The following is a 25,073-nucleotide window of genomic DNA, read 5'->3' on the forward strand; positions in this document are numbered from 1 at the left end:
AATGATTAGAAATTTGTTTTAAACACACCATTTGTTACTTGAATCTGATCAGAGGGATTAGTAGGATTAGTCGCAGTAAAGCTAAAGGTTCCTTCAACTATACGAATTAATTTAGAAAATTCTGTATTAGAGCTTATTGTTAAACTTCCAACAGTATCGTACTCAATATAGGTATTTGTTGCTACGTCGTATTTAGCTAATTGGATAAGATTTCCACTAGAAGTAGAAAAGTTGTAATTTCCTGTTTGAATTTCTTCGTCTGTAAATTTCATGATAATCATATTTTCATCATCACTGATAAATTTTCGATCAACAGACCAGAAACCATTATCCCAGAATTCAGTCTCATACCAATCGTTTCCTGCTATTTTACAACTAAGACCAAGACCAGGAATATTTGAAGTTTGTATTGTATAAGGTAAGTCAAAACTACCACTAACTGTAATACTAGGTGAACTCAAATCATTATTGTTTTCATAAAGATTTCCGGAAAAAGATACTTTTACTTTTTTTTGAGATTCATTTATAGAAATGAGTTCGAAAGTAAAATAGTTTGATTTAAAATGTTGAAAGTTTTGCTTAGAATTAAATTCAGCATCAAAATATCTAATTTCACCAAGATTGCCAAATTTGTCGAATGATAAATCCATAAAAGAGCCATTAGAAGCTGAAGCAACTATAGCAAGAGTATTTTCCACACGCATAGCTGCTGCATTAGTTATGGTGACTGCACTACCGTTTACCATTATGCTACTGTTTGTTGTTGAATCGCCTGAGCCACTGTCTGAAGAACATGAAGTAACTAGAATTGATAAAAAAAGAAAGGATAATAATTTAATTTTTTTCATTATTTGTGAATGATTTGGTTAGGCCGTAAATATATTCTTTTTAAGAATATACTTCAAATTTTAAATAATTTTTTTGTTAAATTTATTTAAAAAGCACATAAGGTATAATATTGTTTAAACGGTAATTCTTTTAACTACATGAATCTGCAGATTAGAAAACTAAGTATTTTAGATCTAGCTTTTTTTTATTCTTTCTTCATTCTGTTTCACAAAAGCATCCCAACCTGTATAACTTTTCTCTCCAATTACTTTCCCTGAATTAAAAAAATGACAAACCGCAGCTGCCAATCCATCCGTAGAATCCAAATTTTTTGGTAATTCTTTCAAACCTAACAACTGCTGCAGCATTTTAGCCACTTGTTCTTTACTGGCGTTTCCGTTTCCGGTGATTGCCATTTTTATCTTTTTTGGTTCGTATTCGGTTATTGGAATTTGTCTTGATAATCCCGCTGCCATCGCCACGCCTTGAGCTCGTCCAAGTTTGAGCATCGATTGCACGTTTTTACCAAAAAAAGGAGCTTCAATCGCAATTTCGTCCGGATGATGGGTTTCAATCAACTCGATGGTACGTTCAAAAATGATTTTTAACTTGGTGTAATGGTCGTCGTATTTACTCAAAATCAATTCGTTCAACTGAATGAATTCCATTTTTTTGTTCACGACTTTAATTAAACCAAATCCCATGATGGTGGTTCCGGGGTCGATGCCTAAGATGATGCGTTCGTTTGCCAATCTTTTTTGTTTAAAGTTTAAAGTTTCAGGTTTAAAGTTTGTTTATTTGTGTTGATGAATTCAATTCCTTACAAAGCTAAACAATTCCTGCTGGTTCTCGTCAAACTTTTGATTGTGGGCTTTGCTTTTTATTATTTGTATGTTGAATTGAACAAAAAAGATTTGAACGACTGGCAACTAGTCTCGACTAAATTTACATTTTTCAGTTTAGTAGGAATTGTATTTTTAAGCGTTTTAAACTGGTTTTTTGAGATTTTGAAATGGCAAAACTTAGTGAATACTTTTTATAAGATTTCGTTTAAAGAAGCTGCGGTTCAGTCGTTAGGGTCATTAACTGCTTCGGTTTTTACACCTAATCGAGTCGGGGAATACGGAGCTAAAATGTTATATTTTCCAAAATCAGAAACCAAAAAAATTATTCTTTTGAATTTTATCGGAAACAGTTCTCAAATGGCTGCAACTTCATTTTTTGGCGTTTTGGGATTGTTCATTACAGGGTTGTTTTATGATTATTTCAGTTATAAAATCAGCTTTGTTTTAATTCTGATTTTTTTAATTTTTTCCGTCCTTTTAATTTTTAGAAAAAGGATTTCCATTTATGGTTTTTCAGTTGAAAACTTAATTCAGAAAATTAGAACCTTTCCAAGAAATTCATTGAGGACAACGCAACAATTATCGGTTATTCGATTTTTGATTTTCTCCCATCAATGTTATTTTTTATTGTTGATTTTTGGTGTTGAAATTACGTATTCTTTAGCCTTGGCAACCATTTTTTCAATGTATTTTTTAGCCTCCATTGTTCCGAGTATTCATTTGATGGATGTGGCGATAAAAGGAAGTGTCGCCGTTGTTTTGTTCGGAAAATTAGGGGTTAATCAATGGACAATTGTTTCCATAACAACATTAATGTGGCTTTTGAATTTGGTTATTCCGGTTTTGATTGGAAGCCTTTTTGTACTGAAGTTTAAACCAAAATTAGAACTATGATGTACTTACTAATTTTAGCGATTTCGGTTTATGTTTTTTTGATGATCTTCTTTTGGATGGGATTTAAAAAAGTGCCAAAATCAAATGAAAATTCATCCGTTGAAAAGTTATCTTTCTCCATTGTTGTCCCATTTCGAAATGAAGCTGGAAGTCTTCCGATTCTTTTAAAATCCATCGAAAAATTAAATTATCCGGTTGAAAATTTTGAGGTGATTTTAGTTGATGATGAGTCTACTGATGGTTTTCGGGTTGCGAGTTGCGGGTTTCGGGTTTTGAGCGTTGAAAATGAAAGAAAATCGAATTCACCCAAAAAAGATGCGATTCAAACTGCAATTCAACATTCAAAATTTGATTGGATTATCACCACCGATGCTGATTGTATAGTTCCTGAAAACTGGCTTTTGGATTTGAATCATTACATTCATAACACGAAAAAACAAATGGTTTGTGGACCGGTTTTTTTTAAAAGTAAATCTAATTTTATCAATGACTTTCAACAAATTGAAATGATTAGTTTGCAAGCGGTAACTATAGGAAGTTTCGATTTTAATCTAGCTTTCATGTGCAACGGAGCCAATTTTACTTATTCCAAAAACTTCTTTCAACAACTAAGCGGTTTTGAAGGAAATGAGCAAATTGCTAGTGGTGACGATGTGTTTTTATTGCAAAAAGCTGTTAAAAATTTTCCGGATGAAGTTGGATTTTTACTCAAAAAAGATTTTCATGTTACAACCAATTCGGCAGAAAGTTGGACAGAACTTTTTCAGCAACGCATTCGTTGGGCCGGAAAATCAAAAGCGTATTCATCCTGTTTCGGAAAGTTTGTGGCGTTGACAGTTTTTTTTGGAAATTTAGCTTTTATCATTTCGCTAATTTTTTTCGTCTTCGGGTTTTTTGAAATGATAATTCTGCTGATTTTAAAAGTTATTTCTGATTTACTAGTAGCCAATCAAACCGCTCGATTTTATAAAATAAAAATGAAGAATACTTTATTGACGGCTTTAGTTTATCCTTTTTTCAGTTCGGCCGTTGCATTGTATTCCTTGTTTGGAACCTATGAATGGAAGGGGAGAACATTCAATTCTTAATCCGCTTTTAAAACAACAGGTAAAATAAATTGTGTTTTTACCGGAATTCCTTCTTTCTGAGCGGGTTCGATTTTAGGGAAATCTGTGAGTCTGTTTTTAAGAATGCTATCAACTTTAGCTTTGTTGTAATGGGTGCTATCTGACGGGAATTGCGGTTCAAATGTAATGTTGGCATCCGGAAAAACAGTGACCAAAACATTTAAGGTGTCAAAGATCTCAGCACTATTTTCTGTTGAATCTGTTGCGATTTTCTGTTGAATTAGTTCAGTCAAAAATTGAAAGAAACACGCCTTTTTTTGCTCTTTATCCAGTAAACTATCACAAGCATTTACAGAGGGATAATCAGTAACTTCTTTCCAATCAATTTGTTTTAAGCGTTCCTGAAGCAATTCTTCTTCGGAAGGCACACGCTTTTCAAAGTATTGGCAGGAGGCCAAGAGGAAAAAAAAAGAATAAAAAAGAAATTTGTTCATTTTTCGTTTGTAATAAAACAACACGTATTTTTGATATATCAAAAGTAATAAAATTATTAATGGATTACGCACTTTTACTCATCGCTTTCATATTAATGATAGTTGGTATTCTTGGTAGTATTTTACCGGTTTTACCCGGACCTCCCATCAGTTGGGTAGGTTTGTTACTTTTATATTTGACCAAAGCCGTTCCAATCAATTACACTGTTTTGGGTGTAACTTTAGCCATTGCACTTGTTGTCGGTATTCTCGATTACGTTATTCCAGCTAAAGGAACCAAACGTTTTGGCGGAAGCAAATACGGAATATGGGGAACCAATATTGGTTTAGTGATTGGTATTTTGGCTCCAATTCCTTTTGGCTTTATCATCGGACCGTTTGTGGGTGCTTTTGTTGGAGAACTGTTGAATGATTCTAAAGATTCTAAAAAAGCTTTTAAAGCAGCAACCGGTTCTTTTATGGGTTTTTTGGCCTCAACGTTTATGAAATTTGTGGTTTCGGTGGTGTTTTTAGGAATATTTTTGGTGAAGTTTTGGGAATATCGAGGAGCTTTCTTTTCATAAAAAAAGGGATTAAATTTTTTTAATCCCTTAGTTCTATTTATTTGATCACTAGTTTTTTTGTTGTTTTCAAATTGGACTGTGTTGTTATTTCAACAAAATAGGTTCCGGCGTTTAAATGACCAATATCAAGTGTTGATTCAAATGTATATAATGATTCTTTTGAAACAATTTGCTTTCCTAAAACATCGAAGACGGCAATTGATTTAAGGGCGTCTGTTGTACGGTCAAGTTTTATATAAACGAATTGATTTGATGGATTTGGATAAATTGCAACTGAAAAAGGCTCGTTATCCGTAACACTTAAAACAGAGATAAACTCCGTTTCAAAGGTATTTGTTATAATCGCAGGATTGTAATCAAAATAAATTTCTGCGGTATTCGGAATAATATCTCCAACAGCAAAACCGGGATTTGGTTTGATTTTAAAATGTACAAATCCTTGACTTAAATCTGGATTTTGGCTTGTTGGAGGTAAATCAATATCTTCAAAAAACCATTCCAATTGATTGCCGATTCTAGTGGCATTATAGGTATGACTTGCATCAATCATTTCAAATGTTTGAGGATTCAAACTAGTGTGAAGTAAATCAGTAATTTTAACAAAATCAGCAGCAGCAGTACCAGTGTTTTCAAATCGAATGGTGTAATATAAATAATCATTAGGGCCAAATTCATCTATATTGATGGTTGGTCCATGGTTTTCCATTTTATCATTCGGGTCATAGGAGCCAACTATTGTTCTTGTAAGTGTAGAAGTGTTATTTAAAGGATAATAATCATTAGATGGTGTAATGCTAACCGTATTTACTATTTGATCTCCTAAATTTATAATTGGAATTTGTGGAATTGGCATTTGTACACTAATCGTTCGTTTTTCCATAGGTTGTAAGTCTGTAAATTCATATATAAAGCCATTTGTTATTGGAGTCGTTCCAGTTTGACTAATTTGTGAAATTGAAATAGTAGGGTCATTTGTAAACGTAATAGTTCCGGAAGGAATCGTTGTATTTCCATTATTTTTGAATGTAAAAAAATTACTAAAAGTGTACCCTGGTCGTGCACGACTCGAAGAATATAAGCTCACCTCAACATCCAATAATTCTTGTGAAATAGTTACTGGAAAATAAAATATAGGATTTGGAGAAGTGCCACTAATTGTTCCGGAGTATGTAGTGTTGCAAGAATAAAAATTACTGTAAGCAGGATTTATTTGAAAACCAATATTGTACGTAAAACTCGAGGGATGGTAGAGTTTATGATAACCTGTAGTTCCTATTCCTTCTACTAAAGGTTGGGAGTTAAATTGATAGGAAAATTTACCTAAATAGAAATCTTTTTCGTTGTTGTCTTTTATTCCGTTATTGTTTAAATCTAAAAAAGCATTTAACATTAAAGAATTATTAGGGTTATACATCGACTGATGTGTAATATATATATCATCTAATAACCATCTGTCCCCACCAAATGGTTCTGTTGGCTGCGTAAACACTCGAACAAAAGCAATATGAATGGTTTGACCCACAAACGCTTGTAAGTCTATTGCATTTTCTTGGTAAATATTAAATGTAGAATTTATTTCATGTTCAGTATATTGTTGTAAAACGGTGTAAGAACTTAATTCTGATTGATTTGGATTTGTTGAAACACGAACTTGAAATAGTGTGCCTTGGTTTCCAGCGAGAGTTGTTCTTGAACTAAAAAAAAGTTTTTGGTTACTTGTTACACTAATTTGTGGAGTAATCAGCCAATCTAGAGAAGTGTTACCCATCCCTATATTATATCGATCCATGTAAGCAGCCCAATTTCCAATATTAGGAATTTCAATCCTTGTCCAAGAATATGGTTGTGCGACGCCTTCTGCTCCGCTATCAGCTACCAACCAACCCGGAGGCGGAAAGGTGTCACCTTCAAAGCCTTCATAAAATTGGGAAAACATATTAAAGGAACTGAAGAAAAGTAATGTAAAAATGTAAAGTTTTTTCATAAATCTATAGGTTAAGTTCTTATAAATTTAGAAATTTTTTTGTTCAGGCTCTAAAAACCAATTGATTTTTAACATACTAGACCGGTAATGTTATATAAAATGAGTTGCTAGAATATTTCAATACTCTCACTCACAATAAACCCACTTGTCCACGCATTTTGAAAATTAAATCCACCGGTTATTGCATCAATATTTACAATTTCGCCTGCAAAATATATTTTTGGAAGTAATTTGCTTTCCATCGTTTTAAAATTAATTTCCTTTAAATCGATTCCTCCGGCGGTGACAAATTCTTCTTTAAAAGTGCTTTTTCCATTTACTTGGAATTTTCCATTCGTTAATTGCAAAGCCAAGTTTTGAAGTTGTTTTTTAGATAAATCCGCCCATTTTGTTTCTGGAGAAATCTCAGAAGCAACAACCAAACTTTCCCATAAGCGATTCGGGAAATCAAAAGGTGATTTTTTGACGACTACTTTTTTGGCATGTTCCAATTTTAAATCTTTCAACTGGTTTTCGGTTACTTCTAAAGTGGCATCGTTGAGCCAATTGACTTCTAATACAAATTGGTAATTTTTATCAAATAATTCTCGTGCCCCCCATGCAGAAAGTCGCAAAATACCGGGTCCGCTCATTCCCCAATGCGTAATCAAAAGTGGGCCCGAAGCTTCAAGTTTAGAGTTTTGCACTTTCACCGTCGCAAAAGCAGAAACACCCATTAAATCTTTAATTCGTTTGTCTTTGATGTTGAAAGTGAATAGGGAAGGGACAGGTGGAACAATGGTATGGCCTAATTTCTCCAACATTTCCCAAATTTTCGGGTTGCTTCCGGTTGTCATCACTAGATTTTCACATCGAAAAGTCTGGTGATTCGTTTCCACTTTCCAATGATCTTCTGAACGAAAAATAGACTGCACACTTTGTCCTGTTAGGATTTCAATTTTATGTTTTTTAGTTGCATTCAAAAAACAGTCAATAATTGTTTGCGAAGAATCGGAAACGGGAAACATGCGTCCGTCTTCTTCGATTTTCAATTCGACGCCTTGTTTTTCAAACCACTCAATTGTATCACCGGAGCAAAATTGATGAAACGGACCACGCAATTCTTTTTCGCCACGCGGATAAAATTTTACTAAATCATTCGGAACAAAACACGCATGCGTCACATTACAACGTCCGCCACCTGAAACACGTACCTTCGTAAGCACTTCTTTTCCACGTTCAAGAATAGCTATTTTATAATTAGGATTTTTTTCGGCAAGGTTAATAGCGGTAAAAAAACCGGCTGCTCCACCACCCACAATCAGGACATCATACATTAGTGTAATCTTTCGGGGAAATTACAAAAAATTCCATCCACACCCAATTCGGTTACAAATTTAATGTCGGATGGTTCATTAACCGTATACGTGTAAATTTTAAATCCTTCGTTGTGAATTTGATGCACGTTTTCTTTGGTCAAGGTTTTCCACCACGGATTGATGGCAACGGCTTTTAATTTTTTCCCAATGGAAATCGCAGCTATCGGATTTTCTTCAGTAAGAATGGCGATGGAAATTTTATCGTCCAATTTTCTGAAGGCTTCCAATTCCTCCCACAAAAAACTAGAGATAACGAAATCATCTTTTTTCCATCCTTTTTGATAGCATTTTTCCAGCAATTTAAAAGTAGGTGTTGCTGTGTTTTTTCCTTTCAATTCAATGTTAAGTGGTGCTTTCCTATCAATCGTTTCAATTACTTCTTCTAACGTTGGAATGTGATGATTTCCTTTCACAATCACTTTTTGTAATTCTTCAAAAGTAAATTCTTCTATTCTCCCGGAAGTATTGGTTAAACTGTCTAAAATTTCATCATGAAAAACAACCAACTCGCCACCTTTAATCAAAAAAACATCAATTTCAATCATATCCACATGCAACTCTAATGCCTTTTTAACGGAAGCAATCGTGTTTTCGGTTTCGTGTCCCATTGCACCTCTATGACCAATGTTAAGTGGTTTTTTCATTTTAGAACAATTGATGAATGTCAAAGCTAAGATAAGTAACAAATAACAATTTGGTTTCATGGGAAAGGATTTTTACAAAGATGGAAAATCAATGTTAAAGAAAGCATTTTTGATTATGAAGGGAATATTAATTTTTTGAACACAGATTTAGGAAATTCAAGAAATTTTAAAAATTAAAAACTGATTATTTCAATTTCTCCAATTATAACAATCGGTGTTCTTTTTTAATTTAAATTCAGATGTTGTAAAATTAAAACCTAAAAATTAAACTTCATCCCAAACGCAATCCGACCTCCATCTGTAGCATGAAAATAAGATAACTTTGCAGCCACAACATTACTACTATTCAACCACAAACCGAAACCGGAAGATTGATGCCACTTATCTGAGTTTTCAGCAGGAAACCAAACTCTTCCGTAATCAAAACCAATAAAAGCTCCATAATTTATAGGTGCAAACGGATTTTTTATTTGACCAATAAAATACCGCAAATCAGAACTTTGAAAAAAGGCCGATTTACCTGAAAAACGATTGTCTCTAAATCCGCGTAAATCTTCATCACCACCCAAAGAAGCGGCTTGATAAAATTCAAAATCATCACTAAAAATAGATTTTCCTTTTAATGTGGTTTCAAAAATCCATTCTTTGTTGGGGGTTAATTTGTAAACCAAATTTAATGCTGCTTCAACCGTTGGCACATGTCGGGAAAAATCAGAAACATTCATAATCCATTTTCCATTGGCATAAAATCCCATTCCTAAAGACGGAACGAAAGCATTGTCATAATTTTTAAATTGATAGGTCAACCCGGCTCCTGCAAAAGATTGAAAGTTAAAAACTCTTGAATTTATAGGACTTTCAGATATAAAACGGTCTGCAGTATTTTCTACTTGATACGCTTCAAAATGAGCTCTCGCGGTAAGAGTGGTTGCTTTGCTTTTTGACCAAACCAAACCGGGACTTACTTTATACGAAGCAATTCGAACACGATTATAGTCAAAATCATTGTTGTTATCATTACTTGTTTCGTTTCCAAAGCCAAAGAAATTTTGAACAAAATTGGAGCTTGTTGCCGAGGCATCTATCACAAAATCATAATCGCCAAAAGCTTTTTTTATCAAACCGTTATAGCCTAAATCATAACCTTGCGTAGCAAAATAATAGTTCGCTTGAAAGCGATGTTTTTGAGAATAAGGATTTCCTAAAAATCCGTTTTGAGTAAAATCAAAACCTAGCCCAAATCGAATGCCGTCATCCGGATTGAAACCAATCAAGGGTGCAACTGCCAACGAATTAAATTTAGGTCGCTTGTAATTATACGTGTTTGTTTCGTAGTTGTTAGAGAGTAAAACAGTGGTTTTTTTGTCTGTTTTTAGGGTGCTTGAATTAGATATAAAATCGTGAATTTTCACTTTTTTACCATCGTCAACCACATATGAATCTTGACTCAAACCACCTATCATTCTTATTTTTATGGCGTTAGCTTCGTTACCTTCCATGCTAAATTCATCTTTCCCTTCTAAACCAAATAGCCAAATTTCTTTAGTGTATTTTTTGTAAAACGTACGTTCAAAAATAATGTTATCCGGAACTTTTTTACCGTTGTAAACCACAACCGTTGTTCTGCCATCAGAAAGCCGATTGATGACAAATACATCATTTTCGAGAGTTCCCACTACTAGCACTTTTCTATCTAAAATTTTTTGATACTGTTGTGCGGTTTGAGGAAGTTTTTTCAATCGGTTACGCAAGTTGAGTTTCAATTTGGTGGTGGTTTCATCTTGCAATTCATAAGGCAACTCTAAAAAAGCTTTGTTGATGATGTCATTGGTTAGATTTTCTTGAATGTATTTGGCTTGTTCTACCCATATTTTTTCATCAACCGAAGCCAAAAGTGCTAAATCTAAAGCATATACTTGCTCGTTGAATTTTTTTGGATTTGGATGGTTATAGGAATACGAATGCATTTGTCCCATTGCCGGAACTGTTTTTAGTAATTTTAGAAAAGCTCCGTCATATTTCGCAAAAGCTTGATCGCGATGTAACGGAATGGGTTTATAAATCACTTTATTTTTTTCTTGAAAAACAGCCCATCGCCAGTTTTTAGCTTGCTTATCCCAGTCACCAATTAGCATATCAAAAAGTCGGGCACGAATGTAATCTTTAATCGCTACTTCATGATTTTTATTAGTTCGAATCAAATGTAACATTTCATCGGTGTCTATAATAGCTGACGGTTTTCCAAAATTGACATTGTTTTTTTGGGTCGAATTTGCTTTTGCGGCTATATAATAGAACTTGTCTCCAAAATCAGTGTTGTATTTTCCAAGAAGATTTTGATTTGGAATAAAATACAAACTAGGCGAAACAGCATTCACCTGAATTGCTTTCGATAAGGTAGGAATTACCAAGGGTGTAAACGGGTGAATGGTGGTAAAATAATCTCTCAAAAAATCTTCTGAAAGGGCATTGTTTGCTTGGTTTTTGAAACTATCATTTTTATAAGCAATAGACTTAAAAAAGGAAGAAGCATCTTTCTCCAATGGAGTCATCACAAATTCCCTTCCGTTTTTGTCAACCAGCAATAGTGCATTTGTTGTATTTTCAGTATCATAACCGATGGGTTTTAAACCCCCAAATAAAGTATCTAAAGTTGCCGTTTTGCCAACAATAGTTTGTTTGTAATACTTTTTATAATGTTTTCCCCAAAGAAATTGATAGACATCACTTTTTCTACTCACCGATTTTCCAAATAGGGATCGCTTGATTTCCGAATCAAATTGTTTGGGATAATTGCGATGCTTCTCATCCGATTCGGGTTCGCTGATTTTTTGTTTGAAAAGCAACACTTCTTTTCGATTGGAAGTGGTGTAATAAGAAACTGTTGAAGCTCCGTTAGCATAAATGTCAACAACAGCATAACCATTTCCGCCGTAACTAAAATCTTTTGGGTTAACCGCTCTCGCTTCGGTAAAATGAGCACCGGAACCGCTAATTATTTGCTGAATACCATCTTTATTGATGTATTGTAAATTTTGCTCGTGTCCCGAAACTACTATTACATTTTGATATTTTTGAACAATCGATTTTATTCGGTCATTCATTTCTTTGTAGTTGATGTTTTGTAAATCTTGCGGATTCACACCACTTGCTTTTCTGAAAAGGTTGTAAAAACTACCAACAACAGGCAGCGGGATATTCTTTTCAAGAGGAAAAATTTGTTGTTTCAAAGAATAATGACCACCATAAATGCCGTTACTCATCAACGGATGATGTGTGGCTAAAAGAATGGTTTTTTGTGGATTTTGTTGTAAAAAATCATCCAATTCTTCAAAAAATTGTTCACGGGTTTTAATCGCACATCCTTTGTTGATTTCAGGATGTTGGTCCCAATCTTCCATAAACCACTGTGAGTTAACAGCAACAAGTTCAACCGTTTCACTAAGTGAAATAAATGCGATGCCACAAGCATTTTCAGGCACTAACCGGCTATTTTTTTTCTTGTAATTTGAAATGAAATTTTCTTGAGATATTACATTTACAGCACCATTTCCCCAATCATTTTCACCCGGAAGTAAGAACACTTTCCCTTTGAATTTTTCAGTCAAATCCAATTGGTTAGTGATTTTTTCTTCAGCCAAATGGCGGTTCTCACTAAATCCATTTAATGGAAAAATATTGTCGCCCAAAAAAAGTACCGTGCTGTTAATGGAGGCCGATTCCATTCTCTTTTTAAAATTAGAAAGCATGGGTGTAGCCCTGTCATTTAAACTATTGGATGCATTTCCGGTCAGAAAAACGGAATAAACAATGGTTGTGGTGTCAAGCGATTGGTTGTTAAAAAAAGAGGTTGCTTGGCTTCCCATTTGGGTTTTGTAACTGGTGCAACTTGTAATCAAACCAACGAAAAGTAAAAATAGAATGAACTGCCTAACGGTTCTTGAAGTCATTTTATTTTGTATTACTTTCATGAAGTGAAATCTTTTTTTGAGGTTTTCAAATATAGCAATAATGCCGTTTGATTCATGTACAAATAAACAAGCGTTTATAAACTTTATATGTTCATAAACGCTTGATAGGTTTAAAAAAGTATTTAGTTTTTACTTTCTCTCCAACAAATCAATTCCCAATTGACTTTTAATCTTTACTTTTACCATTGAGGTTAATTATTTTATTTGCTTTAATGAAAAGAATCTATCATCCGCAAGAAGTCTTTGAACGCAGGATGTAACACTTGATTGTTTCATTTAATCCCTAACGAAAGCTAATCTCGTTACAGAAATCGCACTTATCCACCAAACTGCCCTGCTTAGCCTAAAGCATTTTATTTGAGGTGTAAATCCAATCACTTGGCACAAATAAATTGCCCACAACCTCCAATCTTGTCACGCTCCAATTCTGTCATGCTCCAATCCTGTCATGCTCCAATAGTGTCATGCTGAACTTGTTTCAGCATCTCCACTCTCAGTTTACGAAACTTTTTCGTCGCATTAAAGTCGAACTATCGTCAGAGTATCGTCGAAGTATTGTCGAAGTATTGTCGAAGTATTGTCGAAGTATTGTCAGAATGACCCGTCCTAATATAGATACTATATAGATGCTATATAGCAACGCCCTATCAACTCCATAGATAAGCCATCAATGGTGACAGATTGACCTTAAAACAAGTATTTAGACAGTGTTTTAACTACTTTCTCTCCAACAACACAATTCCCATTTGACTATCAATCACCACTTTTCCATCTTTTACGGTAGTTGAAATTCCGGAAAAAGCATCATGAACTTCTGTACCATCTTCAAAAATGGTTAAGACATTAATTTCTTTTTTACCAAATGGCAAATCCAAACCAATAACCACTTTATCGGTAAAATCACCTTTAGTAAATGTTCTGCTGAACGTATAAAACGGAGCTTTTGAAATTTTTTTATGAATTCCCGCTCCAACCGCCGGATGGTTTTTTCTAAACTGACCTATTTTTTGAAAATGCGTCAATACGTTTTTAGTGTTTGCATTGGTTTTGATGTCTTCCCAGTTCATAAACGAACGTAAGGTTGCATCGCCTTCGGTTCCTTCAATTTCTAATGAACGAGCGGTTTCATCACCATAATACACTTGCGAAATTCCGGGTGTTAGTAATAATTTAGTTCCTGCATCAAAGGCTTTTTCTCTTTTTTTATCAAACGGCCAACCATCGTCGTGCGAACTTACATAATTAGTGATGCTTACTCCTTTTAAATCAGATTGTAAGGCGTTTGAATAGTTTGAAAAAATTTCTTCATACGTTTTATTGGCATCACCTTTAAAATCAAAATTGATGAGGTTGTCAAATCCGTGAGCAAAATAATCTACTTTTTTGTCGCCAAAATCATAGTTGCGTTTGCCGTTTAATCCATAGCCATACACTTCACCAAGTAGATAAAAATCATTATCATCTAAAACCTTATCAGGATTGTCTTTTTTGTATTGTGCAAAAGCGTCTTTACAAACTTTTGAAAAATCAGCCCATACATCTTCTGTGGTGTGTTTCACGGTATCCACTCGATATCCGTCAATACCAAAATCGGTAATGTAATCGGACAACCATTTCATAATGTAATATTTCGGTGCTCTTGGATAGCCTGTTCGTTTGAAAAATGCATCCAATTCAGCTACTTCTTGTTCGTAACGACCTTCTTTTTTCCATTTTTCAATCAAAGCTGGAGGTAATTCTACATCTTCATTGCTTTCAGTTTTAATGTCCGGAAGATTTTCAACTAATGTGCAATCGATGTAATTTTGATAGGTATCATACGAGCATTTTGGTCCGGTTCGCACCCAACTTTCGGGCCAAACAGGATCTAATTCGGTTACGGGTCCAGTGTGATTGATTACGGCATCCAACACAATTCGGATTCCTTTGGCGTGAGCTTTTTCTACCATTTCTTTCAACTCTTCGCGTGTGCCATAACTTGGGTCGATGGCGGTCCAGTCTTTCGTCCAATAGCCATGAAAGCCATACGAGTTTCCTGTTCCTTCATCCACAGAGCCGTGAATTTGTTCCACAACCGGAGTCATCCAAATGGCATTAATTCCCAAATCGGTAAAATAGCCTTCATCAATTTTTTGGGTAATTCCTTTGATATCACCGCCCATAAAATTACGGAGAACGCCCGTTTCTTTATCTCTGCGAATGATTGAGTCATTTTCAGGATTTCCGTTGTTAAATCGGTCGATTAACAAGAAGTATAAATTGGCTCCTTCCCAAACGAATGGAGTTTCGATTTGAACGGTTTCTTTTTTGGGTGAACATCCTACAATCATACAGCATAAGATTAATGTGGAAAAGAATTGTTTCATTATAATTTAATTTTTATGTTCATTTTATTAGTACTTAACAAATAATCAAATTCCAATTTTTTTGATTTTTTATCAAATTGAAATTTCATTTTTTTATTATTGATGAAAATGGATTTCGGTTTTTTATTCAAATAAAATATATGAAATTTACCGTTTTTTCCTTTTGATTGTAATGAATTACTTTCCATCGAAATCAAAAGTTCTTTTTTAGAAATTTCTGTTTCGCAAGTCAGTAATTCAGAATTATTCTCAGATGAATTATTCCCTTCATCAAAATAGAATTGGCGTTCGCTTGACGTTACTTTTTCATCAAAATAAAGACGTAAATCTAGGTTGGAATTGTCATAATTCTGAGTTGTTTGAACAACTTTTGTCGATGGAATCAAAACACCGTTTCGCACAAATGTTGGAATGTGAGAAGTAACAACATTTATTTTTTCAGTTGAACCGCCACTATATTTTTTAGTAGAATTAATTTCCGTCCAATTACTGTTTTTAGGAAAATAAACTTCTTTTGTTGCTTGATTCGATTCCATAATCGGATAAACCAGATAATCTTTTCCCCATAAATAACCATCGGATTTAGTCAATAATGCTTCATTTTCAGGTTCTTCAAAAAACAGCGGTCGCATCAACGGTTTTCCTGATTGCGAATTTTCATAAGCCAAACTATAATTGTAAGGAAGCATTTGATAACGCAATTCAATCGCTTGTTTTGCTAAGTTTTTCGCCCAATCACTTCTGAAAATCGGTTCAGAAGCTACATCCGATTGTGCATGCGGACGAAAGATCGGATTGAAAACACCGTATTGCAACCAACGTACATATAATTCGTCATCTAAATTTGCCCCCGCAAAGCCGCCCAAATCAGAATGCATGTAGGCCAAACCTTGCATTCCCATTTGTAATGAAATTTCCACTTGACCTGATAATCCACCCCAAGTTCTGTTCACATCGCCACTCCACGGAATAATTCCATATCGTTGCGAACCCGAATAACCGGAACGCATCAAAATAAAAGGTCTTTGCGTTGGAAAATCGTTTTGATAACCTTCAAAAACCAATTTTGCCCAATTGTGTCCGTAAATGTTATGCACTTCATCGGCTGTTCCGCCAACAGTTCGAGCAGCGGCAGGAAACACTTCGGGTTCACCCAAATCGCCCCAAACACCACTTACGCCTTTGTCGGCTAACTCTTTATAAATATCCCAAAACCATTTTTTACCGGATGGTTTAAAAATGTCAATGATACCGGTGTTTCCAAAATAGAAATCATAGGTAAAAGGATTTCCAACAGAATCTGTTGCGAGAATTTTTTTCTCAACGGCTTCTTTCCATTTTTTGGAAGTCGTTAAAATAAATGGTTCCGTAATCGGAATGGTTTTGATGCCCATTTTATTGAAATCATCCACCATTTTTTCAAAAGTTGGAAAGCTATCTCGATACACTTCTAAATTTCCCATTGTTCCTTGCAATTCTTTTCCAAACCAATAAAGATCTAAGATTATTGCATCTACCGGAATATTTTCATCTTGAAATTTTTGAATGGTTCTTCGGGCTTCCGCTTCAGAATGATAGCCAAATCGGGAAGAAAAATTACCCAAAGCCCAACGAGGCGGCAATGGTTGTCTTCCGGTTAATTCGGTGTAATTGTAAATCAAATCTTCCCATGAATTGCCAACAATCACTTGATAGGTTTTTCTGCCGAAAATGGTTTCGTATTCCAAGACATTTTCTTTTTTACTATCCAAATCCAAATAACCAACGGGAGCATTGTCAAAATGAACCATGTATTTTTGAGAAGAAATGACGATTGGAATCGTAAAATTCATCAATTCTGAACGGGTTTCGTAACCATAATCTGCTCTGTTGTAAAGTGCTAAACGGTTGCCGCGACGGTTCATCCCTAAAACTCTTGCTCCGCCACCATACAGTTTTTCGGTTGAATTGATATTAAATTGAATGACTTCTGTTGAATCATAAACGATATTTCCTTTTACTTTTTCAAGCGGTTCATGTTTTCGTTTGAAATAACCTAATTTTTCAGAAAGTAATAATTCACCTCTTTTGTAATACGAAATTTTAAAAGGTGATTTTACAATCTGAATTTCTAATTCAGTGGTTTTAATTTCTAAATAATCCGTTGATTGTTTAAATTCAAAACCATTACTATCCGGTTTTAAAACAACAGCATGCGAATTTGGATTGAATTTTTCTCCATTTGGAACGAAAGAAGTTTCAACAATTTTATCATTATATAATTGAATAAAGTACATTCCATCCGAAGTTTTTATTTCCAGAACGTTTTCATTTAATTGATGCGAAATGTATTTTCGATTTGCATTTTGAGCAAATCCAATTGTTGAAAGAAATAATAGTAAAAAGAGTTTTTTCATTCTTTAATTCATTTTTGTCGTAAAAAGATAGGTTCCTTTTTTACTTAAATTCAATTCTTTATCCCAAATAATTTCTTCTCCGGTTAAGATATTTTTCATTTTTTTACCTTCAAAACCTAATTCTTTATAGGTAGAAAGATCAACTTTTGCAGATTCATTTTTATTTAAAATTAAAACGACAATTTCATCATTCAATATTCTAAATAGCGTGTAAATTCCATTATTTGGTGCAAAATGAATCGTTTTTCCGTCGTGAATCGCTTTGCTGTTTTTTCTATAATTTAAAATTTTAGTCAAATAGCTTTGCATATCTTTTTTTTCTGAAGAAAGTCCTTCGCCGGTAAAAGCATTTACTTTATCACCTTTCCATCCACCCGGAAAATCGGTTCTGATTAAGCCGTGATCACCTGGTTTTGCCGTGTTCTGCATTAGAATTTCTGTGCCATAATACAACTGCGGAATTCTTGGTAAAACTAAATAGGTTGCCAAAGCCATTTTAGTATTTTCAACATTTTCCTCCATTTGTGTAAAAATGCGATCCATATCGTGATTATCGGGAAAAATCATAATGTCTTTTGGCGAAGCATAATGAAAATCGTTGGCTAAACCATCGTAAATTTTCGCCAAACCTTTGTCCCAACTTTCTGTTTCTTTGATGGCTTGCGGAATGAGGGTTTGCATTGCAAAATCCATTGTTGAACGCAAATTGGATTCGTATCCATCTTTATTATTTGCTCCTTTTTGCCAATAACCAATCAATAACGGATTCGAGCTCCATTCTTCTCCCACGATATTAAAATTCGGGTATTCAGTCATAATTTCACCTGCCCAATTCGACATAAAAATTTTGTCAGGGTAAGGATAAGTATCTTGTCGAATACCTCCTAAATGCAAGGTTTCAATCCACCAAATGCTGTTTTGAATAATGTATCTCGCTAGAAAAGGATTGCGTTGATTCAAATCAGGCATTGTAGAAACAAACCAACCGTCTGTCATTTCTCTTTTATCTTTTTCTGAAGCATACAAATCTTGATTGCTTGTTCTTCGGTGATTGGAAGTGACGTATTTTTTTTCTTTTTCAAATAGTTCTTGATAATTTACCCAATCTGAAAAAGGTAAATCTTTCATCCACCAATGTTCGCTACCGCAATGATTAGCCACTTGATCCATAATGAGTTTCATGCCATTTTGATGAAGTTTTTCGGATAGATTTTTATAATCTGTCAGTGTTCCAAATCGAGGATCTACTTGATAAAAATCGGTCATCGCATAGCCGTGATACGAACCACTTTTCATATCATTCGTCAAAACTGGAGTTGGCCAAATAGCGGTAAATCCTAAGTTTTTGATGTAATCAATATGGTTTGTAATTCCTTGAATATCGCCACCGTGACGTTTGTAATCGTGGGTTCTGTCTAATGTAGTTTCTTGCATAGTTTTCACAACATCATTCGCTTCATTTCCGTTGGCAAAACGGTCTGGCGTGATGAGGTAAATCGCATCAGAACTATTGAATCCGATGAAATCTTCTGAAGGTTTTGATTTTGGTTTTAATTCGTACGATTGTGTGATTTTTTTTCCTTTTTCCGATTCAAAAACAATATTGAATTTTCCCGGTTTTGTAGATTTATCAATTTTAACATCGATAAATAAGTAGTTCGGACTTTTAGCTTTGTGAACTTTGATGATTGAAACACCATCGTATGAAATTTTTGGTGTTGCATTTCCGATGTTCGGATGATGCACGAGCAATTGCAGGTTTTCATTTTTAAATCCTGTCCACCAGTTAGTGGGTTCAATTCTATTGACTTGAGCAGATAAAAATGAAAATGCGAGACAAAACAGTAGTAATGAAATTTTTTTCATAATTGATTGTTTTATCTCGCAAAGTCGCAGAGACGCTAAGCAAACCTTTGCGACTTAGCGTCTTTGCGAGAATTTATTATACGGTAACCAAACTATTTGGTTCCACCAAAATTTCTTTTCCTTTTACAAAAACAGTAATTGGTTTGTTTCCTTCCAACGAAAATTTCGTTTCATTAGATTGAACAGAAACTTTTAAAATTTGATTTCTAAAATTAATTTTAAACGAATAACCTTTCCATTGCGTTGGGATTTTTGGTTCAAAATGTAATGCTTCATTTTTGACACGCATTCCACCAAAACCTTCTACAATACTCATCCAAGTTCCGGCCATCGACGTGATATGTAACCCTTCGTGGACTTCTTTATTATAATCATCTAAATCTAAACGGGAAGTTCGAAGATAGAAAGTATATGCTTGTTCCATTCTATCCAAAACAGCCGCTTGAATTGAGTGGACACAAGGAGAAAGCGAACTTTCGTGAACGGTAAACGGTTCATAAAAATCGAAATGTTTCTCCAATTGTTCTTTACTAAAATGATCTTCAAAGAAATAAAATCCTTGTAACGTGTCAGCTTGTTTGATGTAAGGCGAACGCAAAATTCTATCCCACGACCATTTTTGGTTAATCGGTCGCTGACTTTTATCTAAATCTGAAACTTTTACCAATTCTTTATCTAAGAAACCATCCTGCTGCAAATACACGTCGTGTTCTTCAGAAAAAGGAAAATACATATTGTCGGCAACTTCTTTCCAATGGTTAATTTCAGCCACAGAAAGTTTTACTTTATTTAAAATTCGTGTATAATCCGATGAATATTCTTTTTCAATTTTCTGAATTTGTTCAATCGTATAATCAATACACCATTTTGCAATATAGTTGGTATAAAAATTATTGTTTACGTTGTTTTCATATTCATTCGGTCCTGTTACACCTAAAATTACATATTGATTTCGATAGGTAGAGTAGGTGGCTCTTTGATGCCAAAAACGAGCAATTCCGATTAAAACTTCCAGACCTTTTTCAGGAATATAGCTGTAATCTCCGGTGAATCGGTGATAATTAAAAATGGCAAAAGCAATCGCTCCGTTTCGGTGAATCTCTTCAAACGTAATTTCCCATTCGTTGTGACATTCTTCGCCGTTCATCGTCACCATCGGATACAAAGCAGCTCCGTTTTTAAAACCTAGTTTTGCAGCATTTTCAATCGCTTTTTCTAAATGATTGTAGCGATACGTCAATAGATTTCTGGCAACTTGTTGATCTTTGGTTGCCATGTAAAAAGGAATGCAATAGGCTTCGGTATCCCAATAAGTTGATCCACCGTATTTTTCACCGGTAAATCCTTTTGGACCAATATTTAAACGAGAATCTTTTCCTAGATAGGTTTGATTTAATTGAAAAATATTGAAACGAATTCCTTGTTGAGCTTTCACATCGCCATCAATGGTAATATCACTCATTTCCCAAATTTTTGCCCAAGCTTTGATTTGGTCTTCTAATAATTGGTTGTAACCGATGAAAATTGCATTGGATAGAACTTTTTTAGCTGCTTCTTCTGTGTTTTCGTGGTTCATTGAAACGGTGTAACCACCTATTTTTTGAATGGTAGCCGATTGATTTCTATCAACTGAAACTTCATACGAAAATTCAATTTTATCATTTGAAGAAGCAACGTTAGACGGAGAAGCATTCACATTTTTCCCATCCACCAAAATCGTATTTTGCATAAAAGTGGTTGCCGTAAAATGCGTTTTGAAAGTTCTTGCGGTTACAAAAGCTTCGTTTGCATTATTTTTTACATTTAATGGTTCCCAAAATTTTTCTTCCCAGTTGGCATCTTCGTTGTGAACACCAGCATCAATATATGGTTTGAAAACAATACTAACATCCTGATTTAAAGCGGTAATTTGATAATTAATTACACCCACTTCATCTAAATCCAATGAAAGAAAACGACGCACTTGCACTTCAATTTCAGTTCCGTTTTGAAGCGTTGCTGTAAAAGAACGATGATACCAACCCTCTTTCATATTCAACTCTCTACGGAAATTTTTCACTGCTGCACAATTGGCCAAATCTAAATTTTCACCGTTAATTTCGATGTTAATACCAATCCAATTTGGAGCATTAAGCACTTTGGCAAAATATTCGGGATAACCGTTTTTCCACCAACCCACTTTTGTTTTATCTGGATAATAAATTCCGGCAATATAACTTCCTTGGAACGTTTTTCCGGAATAATATTCTTCAAAATTTGCACGTTGTCCCATCGCACCGTTTCCAATGCTGAACAAACTTTCGGAAGACTTAACCAGGTCTTGTTCAAATCCTTCTTCAATAATCGACCAGTTATCTGGTATGATATAATCTTGGTTCATTAATTTTAGGTTTAAAAAGTTTTAAGTTTCAAGTTTCAAGTTTTGTTGAATGATTTTAAAACTTGAAAACATTAAAATTTTACTATTTATTTATTAGGTTTTGTATAAAATTCAAATCGATGTGTGTAAAATCAGGAAATACGAATTGAGCTTCATGCAAAATACTTTCTTCGCCAATTCCAACACTCGTCATTCCGGCAATATTTGCGGCTTGAACTCCGGCAACAGAATCTTCAAAAACAATACATTCTTCGTTTGAAAAATTCACTTTTTTGGCTCCTTGAATAAAAACTTCCGGATCCGGTTTGGCATTTGATACATCGTTTCCATCCACAATGGCATCAAAATAATCGATAATTTTTGCTTTTTCTAAAATTGGTTTTGCGTTTTTACTAGCAGAACCCAATACGATTTTTTGTTTATTTTCTTTGAGATAGATTAGAACCGGTAAAACTCCCGGCAAGATTTCACTTTCGTCCATATCCACCAAATAGGAAAGATAATCTTCGTTTTTTTGAACGAGCCATCTGTTTTTGTCTTCCTGAGAAGCTTCCATGTTTCCTAAGGCTAAAATGAGGTCGAGTGATCGAACACGACTTACTCCTTTAAGTTCTTCGTTGTGTTCGGGCGTAAATTCGATACCTAGTTGGTGAGCAATCTTTTGCCAAGCTAAATAGTGATATTTTGCTGTATCAACGATTACACCGTCGAGGTCGAATATGAAACATTTTTGATTCATTAGTTTTGTACTATATCATCCACATCTTTTACTTTATAAACTAAAGCTGCAGCGATTAAGAAACTGACACCGCTAGTTACTAAAGCAAAAATGGCATGATCATTATATAAATATTTAACAAGTAATCCTCCAATGAGGGCATTAATAATCTGCGGAATTACGATAAAGAAATTGAAAATTCCCATGTAAACTCCCATTTTCTTAGGTTGGATAGATCCGGCAAGTATGGCATAAGGCATTGATAAAATACTCGCCCAAGCAATTCCGACACAAATCATCGAAAAAATTAGTGCTTCTTTGTTTGGCATGAAGTACACAGATATTAAACCGATTCCACCAATAATTAAAGAAATTGCATGTGTTTTCTTTCGTCCAATTTGTTTCGCAATGTAAGGAAGTGTAAAAGCAAAAATCATCGAAACGAAATTGTAAACCCCAAAAAGAATACCAACCCAATTTCCAGCGTCATCAAATAGTGGATTTTTTACATCATCTGATGCTAGTCCATAAATGTGTTGAGCAATCGCTGGAGTTGTAAATACCCACATTCCGAAAAGTCCGAACCAAGAAAAGAATTGCACCATACTTAATTGACGCATGGTGGTTGGCATTTTAGCAAAATCTTCAAAAATGTCTAACAACCGTGCTGGTTTTTCATCACCAATAGCATCTTTATGAGCTTTTTCGTCAGTAAAATTTTCTAATTCTTGTGGCGAATATTCATGCGTAGTAATTACAGTCACTAAAATTGTAATTATTAAAATAGCTGCACCAATAATAAAAGACCAAATTAAATCATTTGGAATTCCGCTTTCGGTTTCGCCTGTAACTCCAGCCCATCTTAAAAAAGAGGGTAGAATGGAACCGACAACAGCTCCCATTCCAATTAAAGCAGTTTGCACACTAAAACCTAGTGTTCTTTGATCAGTTCGAAGATTGTCTCCAACCAAAGCACGAAAAGGCTCCATGGCAATGTTGAAAGAAACATCCATAATCATCAGCATTCCGGCACCTACCCATAGAGCAGGCAAAAAGGCGATGAAAATTTCAGACTGTGGCATTAAAATTAAACCAACCGATGCAAGAACAGCACCAAGTAAGAAAAACGGTTTTCTTCTTCCAAAGCGACCCCAAGTATTATCGCTATAATGACCGATAATTGGTTGAACAATTAATCCAGTGAGTGGAGCAATAATCCAAAACCACGAAAGTTCGTGAACATCGGCACCAAATTTTTGAAGAATTCTACTGGCATTTGCATTTTGAAGGGCAAAACCCATTTGTATCCCCAAGAAACCGAAACTCATGTTCCAAATTTCCCAGAAACTTAACTTACGCTTTTCCATTATCGTAATTTATTGGTTAATAACACGATAAGCGTTTAATGCTTATCAAAACTTGTGGGTTCGAAGTAAAATACAAGTTTTGATTAATACTGGTTACAAATATATATTTTTTTCTATTCGAAAAATTTATTAGGCTTAAATATTTTAGTAGAAAATTTATTTTGTGGATTCTCTTTCCACCAGATGCGTTTCAATAACTTCAGTTTTAAATTGTTCGTCATCCCATTCATCACTCTCTAATCTTTCAATTAACATTTTAGCTGCTTTTTCACCCATTTTAATTCCGTTTTGGCTAACAGTAGTAATGCTGGGTGAAGCATATTTGGAGATAATTCCATCGGTAAATCCAATGACAGACATTTCTTCCGGAACTTTGATATTGTGTTTTGAAGCTGCTTTAATTGCAGTTACTGCAAATAGTTCATTAACTGCAAAAACAGCATCAATTTTATTGTTTTTAATTAAATCTTCAATTAAATTTTCACAGTTGTCAATGTCTTCAATTTTTAATATCAGTTCATTGTTTACTTTTAAATCGTTAGTTTTTAATGCTTTAATGTAGCCGTCGGTTCTTAGTTTTCCAACACTAACGTAATCAACAGTTGTGATTAAGGCTATTTTTTTCATCCCTCTTTCAATCAAGGTTTGAACGGCATTAAAAGCGGCAAGATTGTCATCTATAATGACTTTGTCACATAAAATATCATTAGTCACTCTGTCAAACATTACAACAGGCATTCCTTGGTTAATAATTTCCGTAATATGGTGAAAATCTCTTTTGAGTTGTGTTTCTTTTGACAATGATAAAATAAAGCCATCTATACTGCCATTGGCCAACATTTCCATGTTAATTACTTCTTTGTCAAAAGATTCATCAGATAAACATACCATAACGTTGTATCCGTTTTCATTGGCTAAATGTTCAATTCCGCTAATTACAGTAGCAAAAAAATGGTGTACAATTTCAGGAATTATTACTCCAATTGTTTTTGTTTTTTTGTTTTTTAAACTTAGAGCAATATTGTTTGGTTTGTAATTGTAAAGTTTGGCAAATGCTTGCACTTTTAATCGTGTGTCTTCGCTGATTTCAGTGCTGTCTTTTAGTGATTTTGAAACGGTTGAAATGGATACATCAAGTTCTTTGGCAATCTGTTTTAGAGTAACTTTTCTTTTCATTATTGAAGGAGATAAATAGTAAATTTTGAATAAAGATAAATTTAATTTTTTGTAATCGGAATTTTAGTGGCAAAAAACTATGAATTATTAAAACTTTTCAACACGAAAACGTTTTCGTTTCATTTTTAACAGCTGTTCACAAAAATTGTTTAAATT

The 25,073-nt window shown here is 34.3% G+C and carries 17 protein-coding genes; 3 read left to right on the plus strand and 14 right to left on the minus strand.

Going from position 1 to position 25,073, the window contains the following annotated elements; genetic code table 11:
* Positions 1–5 precede the first annotated feature (5 nt).
* Both IEV15_RS04030 and ruvC read right to left on the minus strand, forming a co-directional pair.
* A complete protein-coding gene (locus IEV15_RS04030) occupies positions 6–848 on the minus strand; it encodes a DUF6252 domain-containing protein (protein ID WP_188361218.1) in 843 nt (280 codons plus the stop codon).
* A 174-nt stretch (positions 849–1,022) separates the two neighbouring features.
* Positions 1,023–1,580, minus strand: a complete 558-nt coding sequence (gene ruvC, locus IEV15_RS04035; protein ID WP_188361219.1) for a crossover junction endodeoxyribonuclease RuvC — start codon at positions 1,578–1,580, stop codon at positions 1,023–1,025.
* A gap of 54 nt (positions 1,581–1,634) precedes the next feature.
* Between ruvC and IEV15_RS04040 the strand changes: the two genes are divergently transcribed.
* Both IEV15_RS04040 and IEV15_RS04045 read left to right on the plus strand, forming a co-directional pair.
* Positions 1,635–2,567 carry a lysylphosphatidylglycerol synthase domain-containing protein gene (locus tag IEV15_RS04040; RefSeq protein WP_188361220.1) on the plus strand — a complete coding sequence of 311 codons (933 nt, stop codon included), beginning with the start codon at positions 1,635–1,637 and terminating at the stop codon, positions 2,565–2,567.
* Complete coding sequence (locus IEV15_RS04045; RefSeq protein ID WP_229734089.1) at positions 2,564–3,655, plus strand: glycosyltransferase; 1,092 nt, start codon at positions 2,564–2,566, stop codon at positions 3,653–3,655. The genes IEV15_RS04040 and IEV15_RS04045 overlap by 4 nt, the downstream gene beginning before the upstream one ends.
* Here IEV15_RS04045 and IEV15_RS04050 read toward each other — a convergent pair.
* Positions 3,652–4,128, minus strand: coding sequence for a hypothetical protein (locus tag IEV15_RS04050; protein WP_188361221.1), 477 nt, complete (start codon positions 4,126–4,128; stop codon positions 3,652–3,654). The genes IEV15_RS04045 and IEV15_RS04050 overlap by 4 nt on opposite strands.
* Positions 4,129–4,187: 59 nt before the next feature.
* Between IEV15_RS04050 and IEV15_RS04055 the strand changes: the two genes are divergently transcribed.
* Complete coding sequence (locus tag IEV15_RS04055) at positions 4,188–4,691, plus strand: DUF456 domain-containing protein (protein WP_188361222.1); 504 nt, start codon at positions 4,188–4,190, stop codon at positions 4,689–4,691.
* Positions 4,692–4,728: 37 nt separating this feature from the next.
* Here IEV15_RS04055 and IEV15_RS04060 read toward each other — a convergent pair whose 3' ends face one another.
* The 11 genes from IEV15_RS04060 to IEV15_RS04110 form a co-directional block, all read right to left on the minus strand.
* Positions 4,729–6,675: a T9SS-dependent choice-of-anchor J family protein gene (locus tag IEV15_RS04060; protein WP_188361223.1), complete on the minus strand. Its 1,947-nt coding sequence runs from the start codon at positions 6,673–6,675 to the stop codon at positions 4,729–4,731.
* 107 nt (positions 6,676–6,782) lie between these two features.
* Complete coding sequence (locus tag IEV15_RS04065) at positions 6,783–7,991, minus strand: BaiN/RdsA family NAD(P)/FAD-dependent oxidoreductase (RefSeq protein ID WP_373282135.1); 1,209 nt, start codon at positions 7,989–7,991, stop codon at positions 6,783–6,785.
* On the minus strand, positions 7,991–8,737 hold the full coding sequence (locus IEV15_RS04070) for a glycerophosphodiester phosphodiesterase (RefSeq protein ID WP_188361224.1): 747 nt from the start codon (positions 8,735–8,737) through the stop codon (positions 7,991–7,993). The genes IEV15_RS04065 and IEV15_RS04070 overlap by 1 nt, the downstream gene beginning before the upstream one ends.
* A 197-nt stretch (positions 8,738–8,934) precedes the next feature.
* Positions 8,935–12,648: a ShlB/FhaC/HecB family hemolysin secretion/activation protein gene (locus IEV15_RS04075; RefSeq protein WP_188361225.1), complete on the minus strand. Its 3,714-nt coding sequence runs from the start codon at positions 12,646–12,648 to the stop codon at positions 8,935–8,937.
* A gap of 716 nt (positions 12,649–13,364) precedes the next feature.
* Positions 13,365–15,014, minus strand: a complete 1,650-nt coding sequence (locus tag IEV15_RS04080; RefSeq protein ID WP_188361226.1) for an alpha-amylase family glycosyl hydrolase — start codon at positions 15,012–15,014, stop codon at positions 13,365–13,367.
* Entirely contained in the window at positions 15,014–17,410 is a 2,397-nt protein-coding gene (locus IEV15_RS04085) for a TIM-barrel domain-containing protein (protein WP_188361227.1), read from the minus strand. Before IEV15_RS04085 ends, IEV15_RS04080 begins: the two co-directional genes overlap by 1 nt.
* A 3-nt stretch (positions 17,411–17,413) precedes the next feature.
* Positions 17,414–19,276 (minus strand): glycoside hydrolase family 13 protein, encoded by a 1,863-nt coding sequence (locus tag IEV15_RS04090; RefSeq protein ID WP_188361228.1) that lies wholly within the window; start codon positions 19,274–19,276, stop codon positions 17,414–17,416.
* A 76-nt stretch (positions 19,277–19,352) separates the two neighbouring features.
* Positions 19,353–21,656: a maltose phosphorylase MdxK gene (mdxK, locus tag IEV15_RS04095; RefSeq protein WP_188361229.1), complete on the minus strand. Its 2,304-nt coding sequence runs from the start codon at positions 21,654–21,656 to the stop codon at positions 19,353–19,355.
* Between the two features lie 82 nt (positions 21,657–21,738).
* Entirely contained in the window at positions 21,739–22,395 is a 657-nt protein-coding gene (pgmB, locus tag IEV15_RS04100; RefSeq protein WP_188361230.1) for a beta-phosphoglucomutase, read from the minus strand.
* Positions 22,395–23,741, minus strand: a complete 1,347-nt coding sequence (locus IEV15_RS04105) for an MFS transporter (RefSeq protein ID WP_188361231.1) — start codon at positions 23,739–23,741, stop codon at positions 22,395–22,397. The genes pgmB and IEV15_RS04105 overlap by 1 nt, the downstream gene beginning before the upstream one ends.
* A 156-nt stretch (positions 23,742–23,897) precedes the next feature.
* On the minus strand, positions 23,898–24,917 hold the full coding sequence (locus IEV15_RS04110) for a LacI family DNA-binding transcriptional regulator (RefSeq protein ID WP_188361232.1): 1,020 nt from the start codon (positions 24,915–24,917) through the stop codon (positions 23,898–23,900).
* Positions 24,918–25,073 lie beyond the last annotated feature (156 nt).

It is taken from the genome of Flavobacterium orientale (assembly GCF_014638005.1).
Classification (GTDB): domain Bacteria; phylum Bacteroidota; class Bacteroidia; order Flavobacteriales; family Flavobacteriaceae; genus Flavobacterium; species Flavobacterium orientale.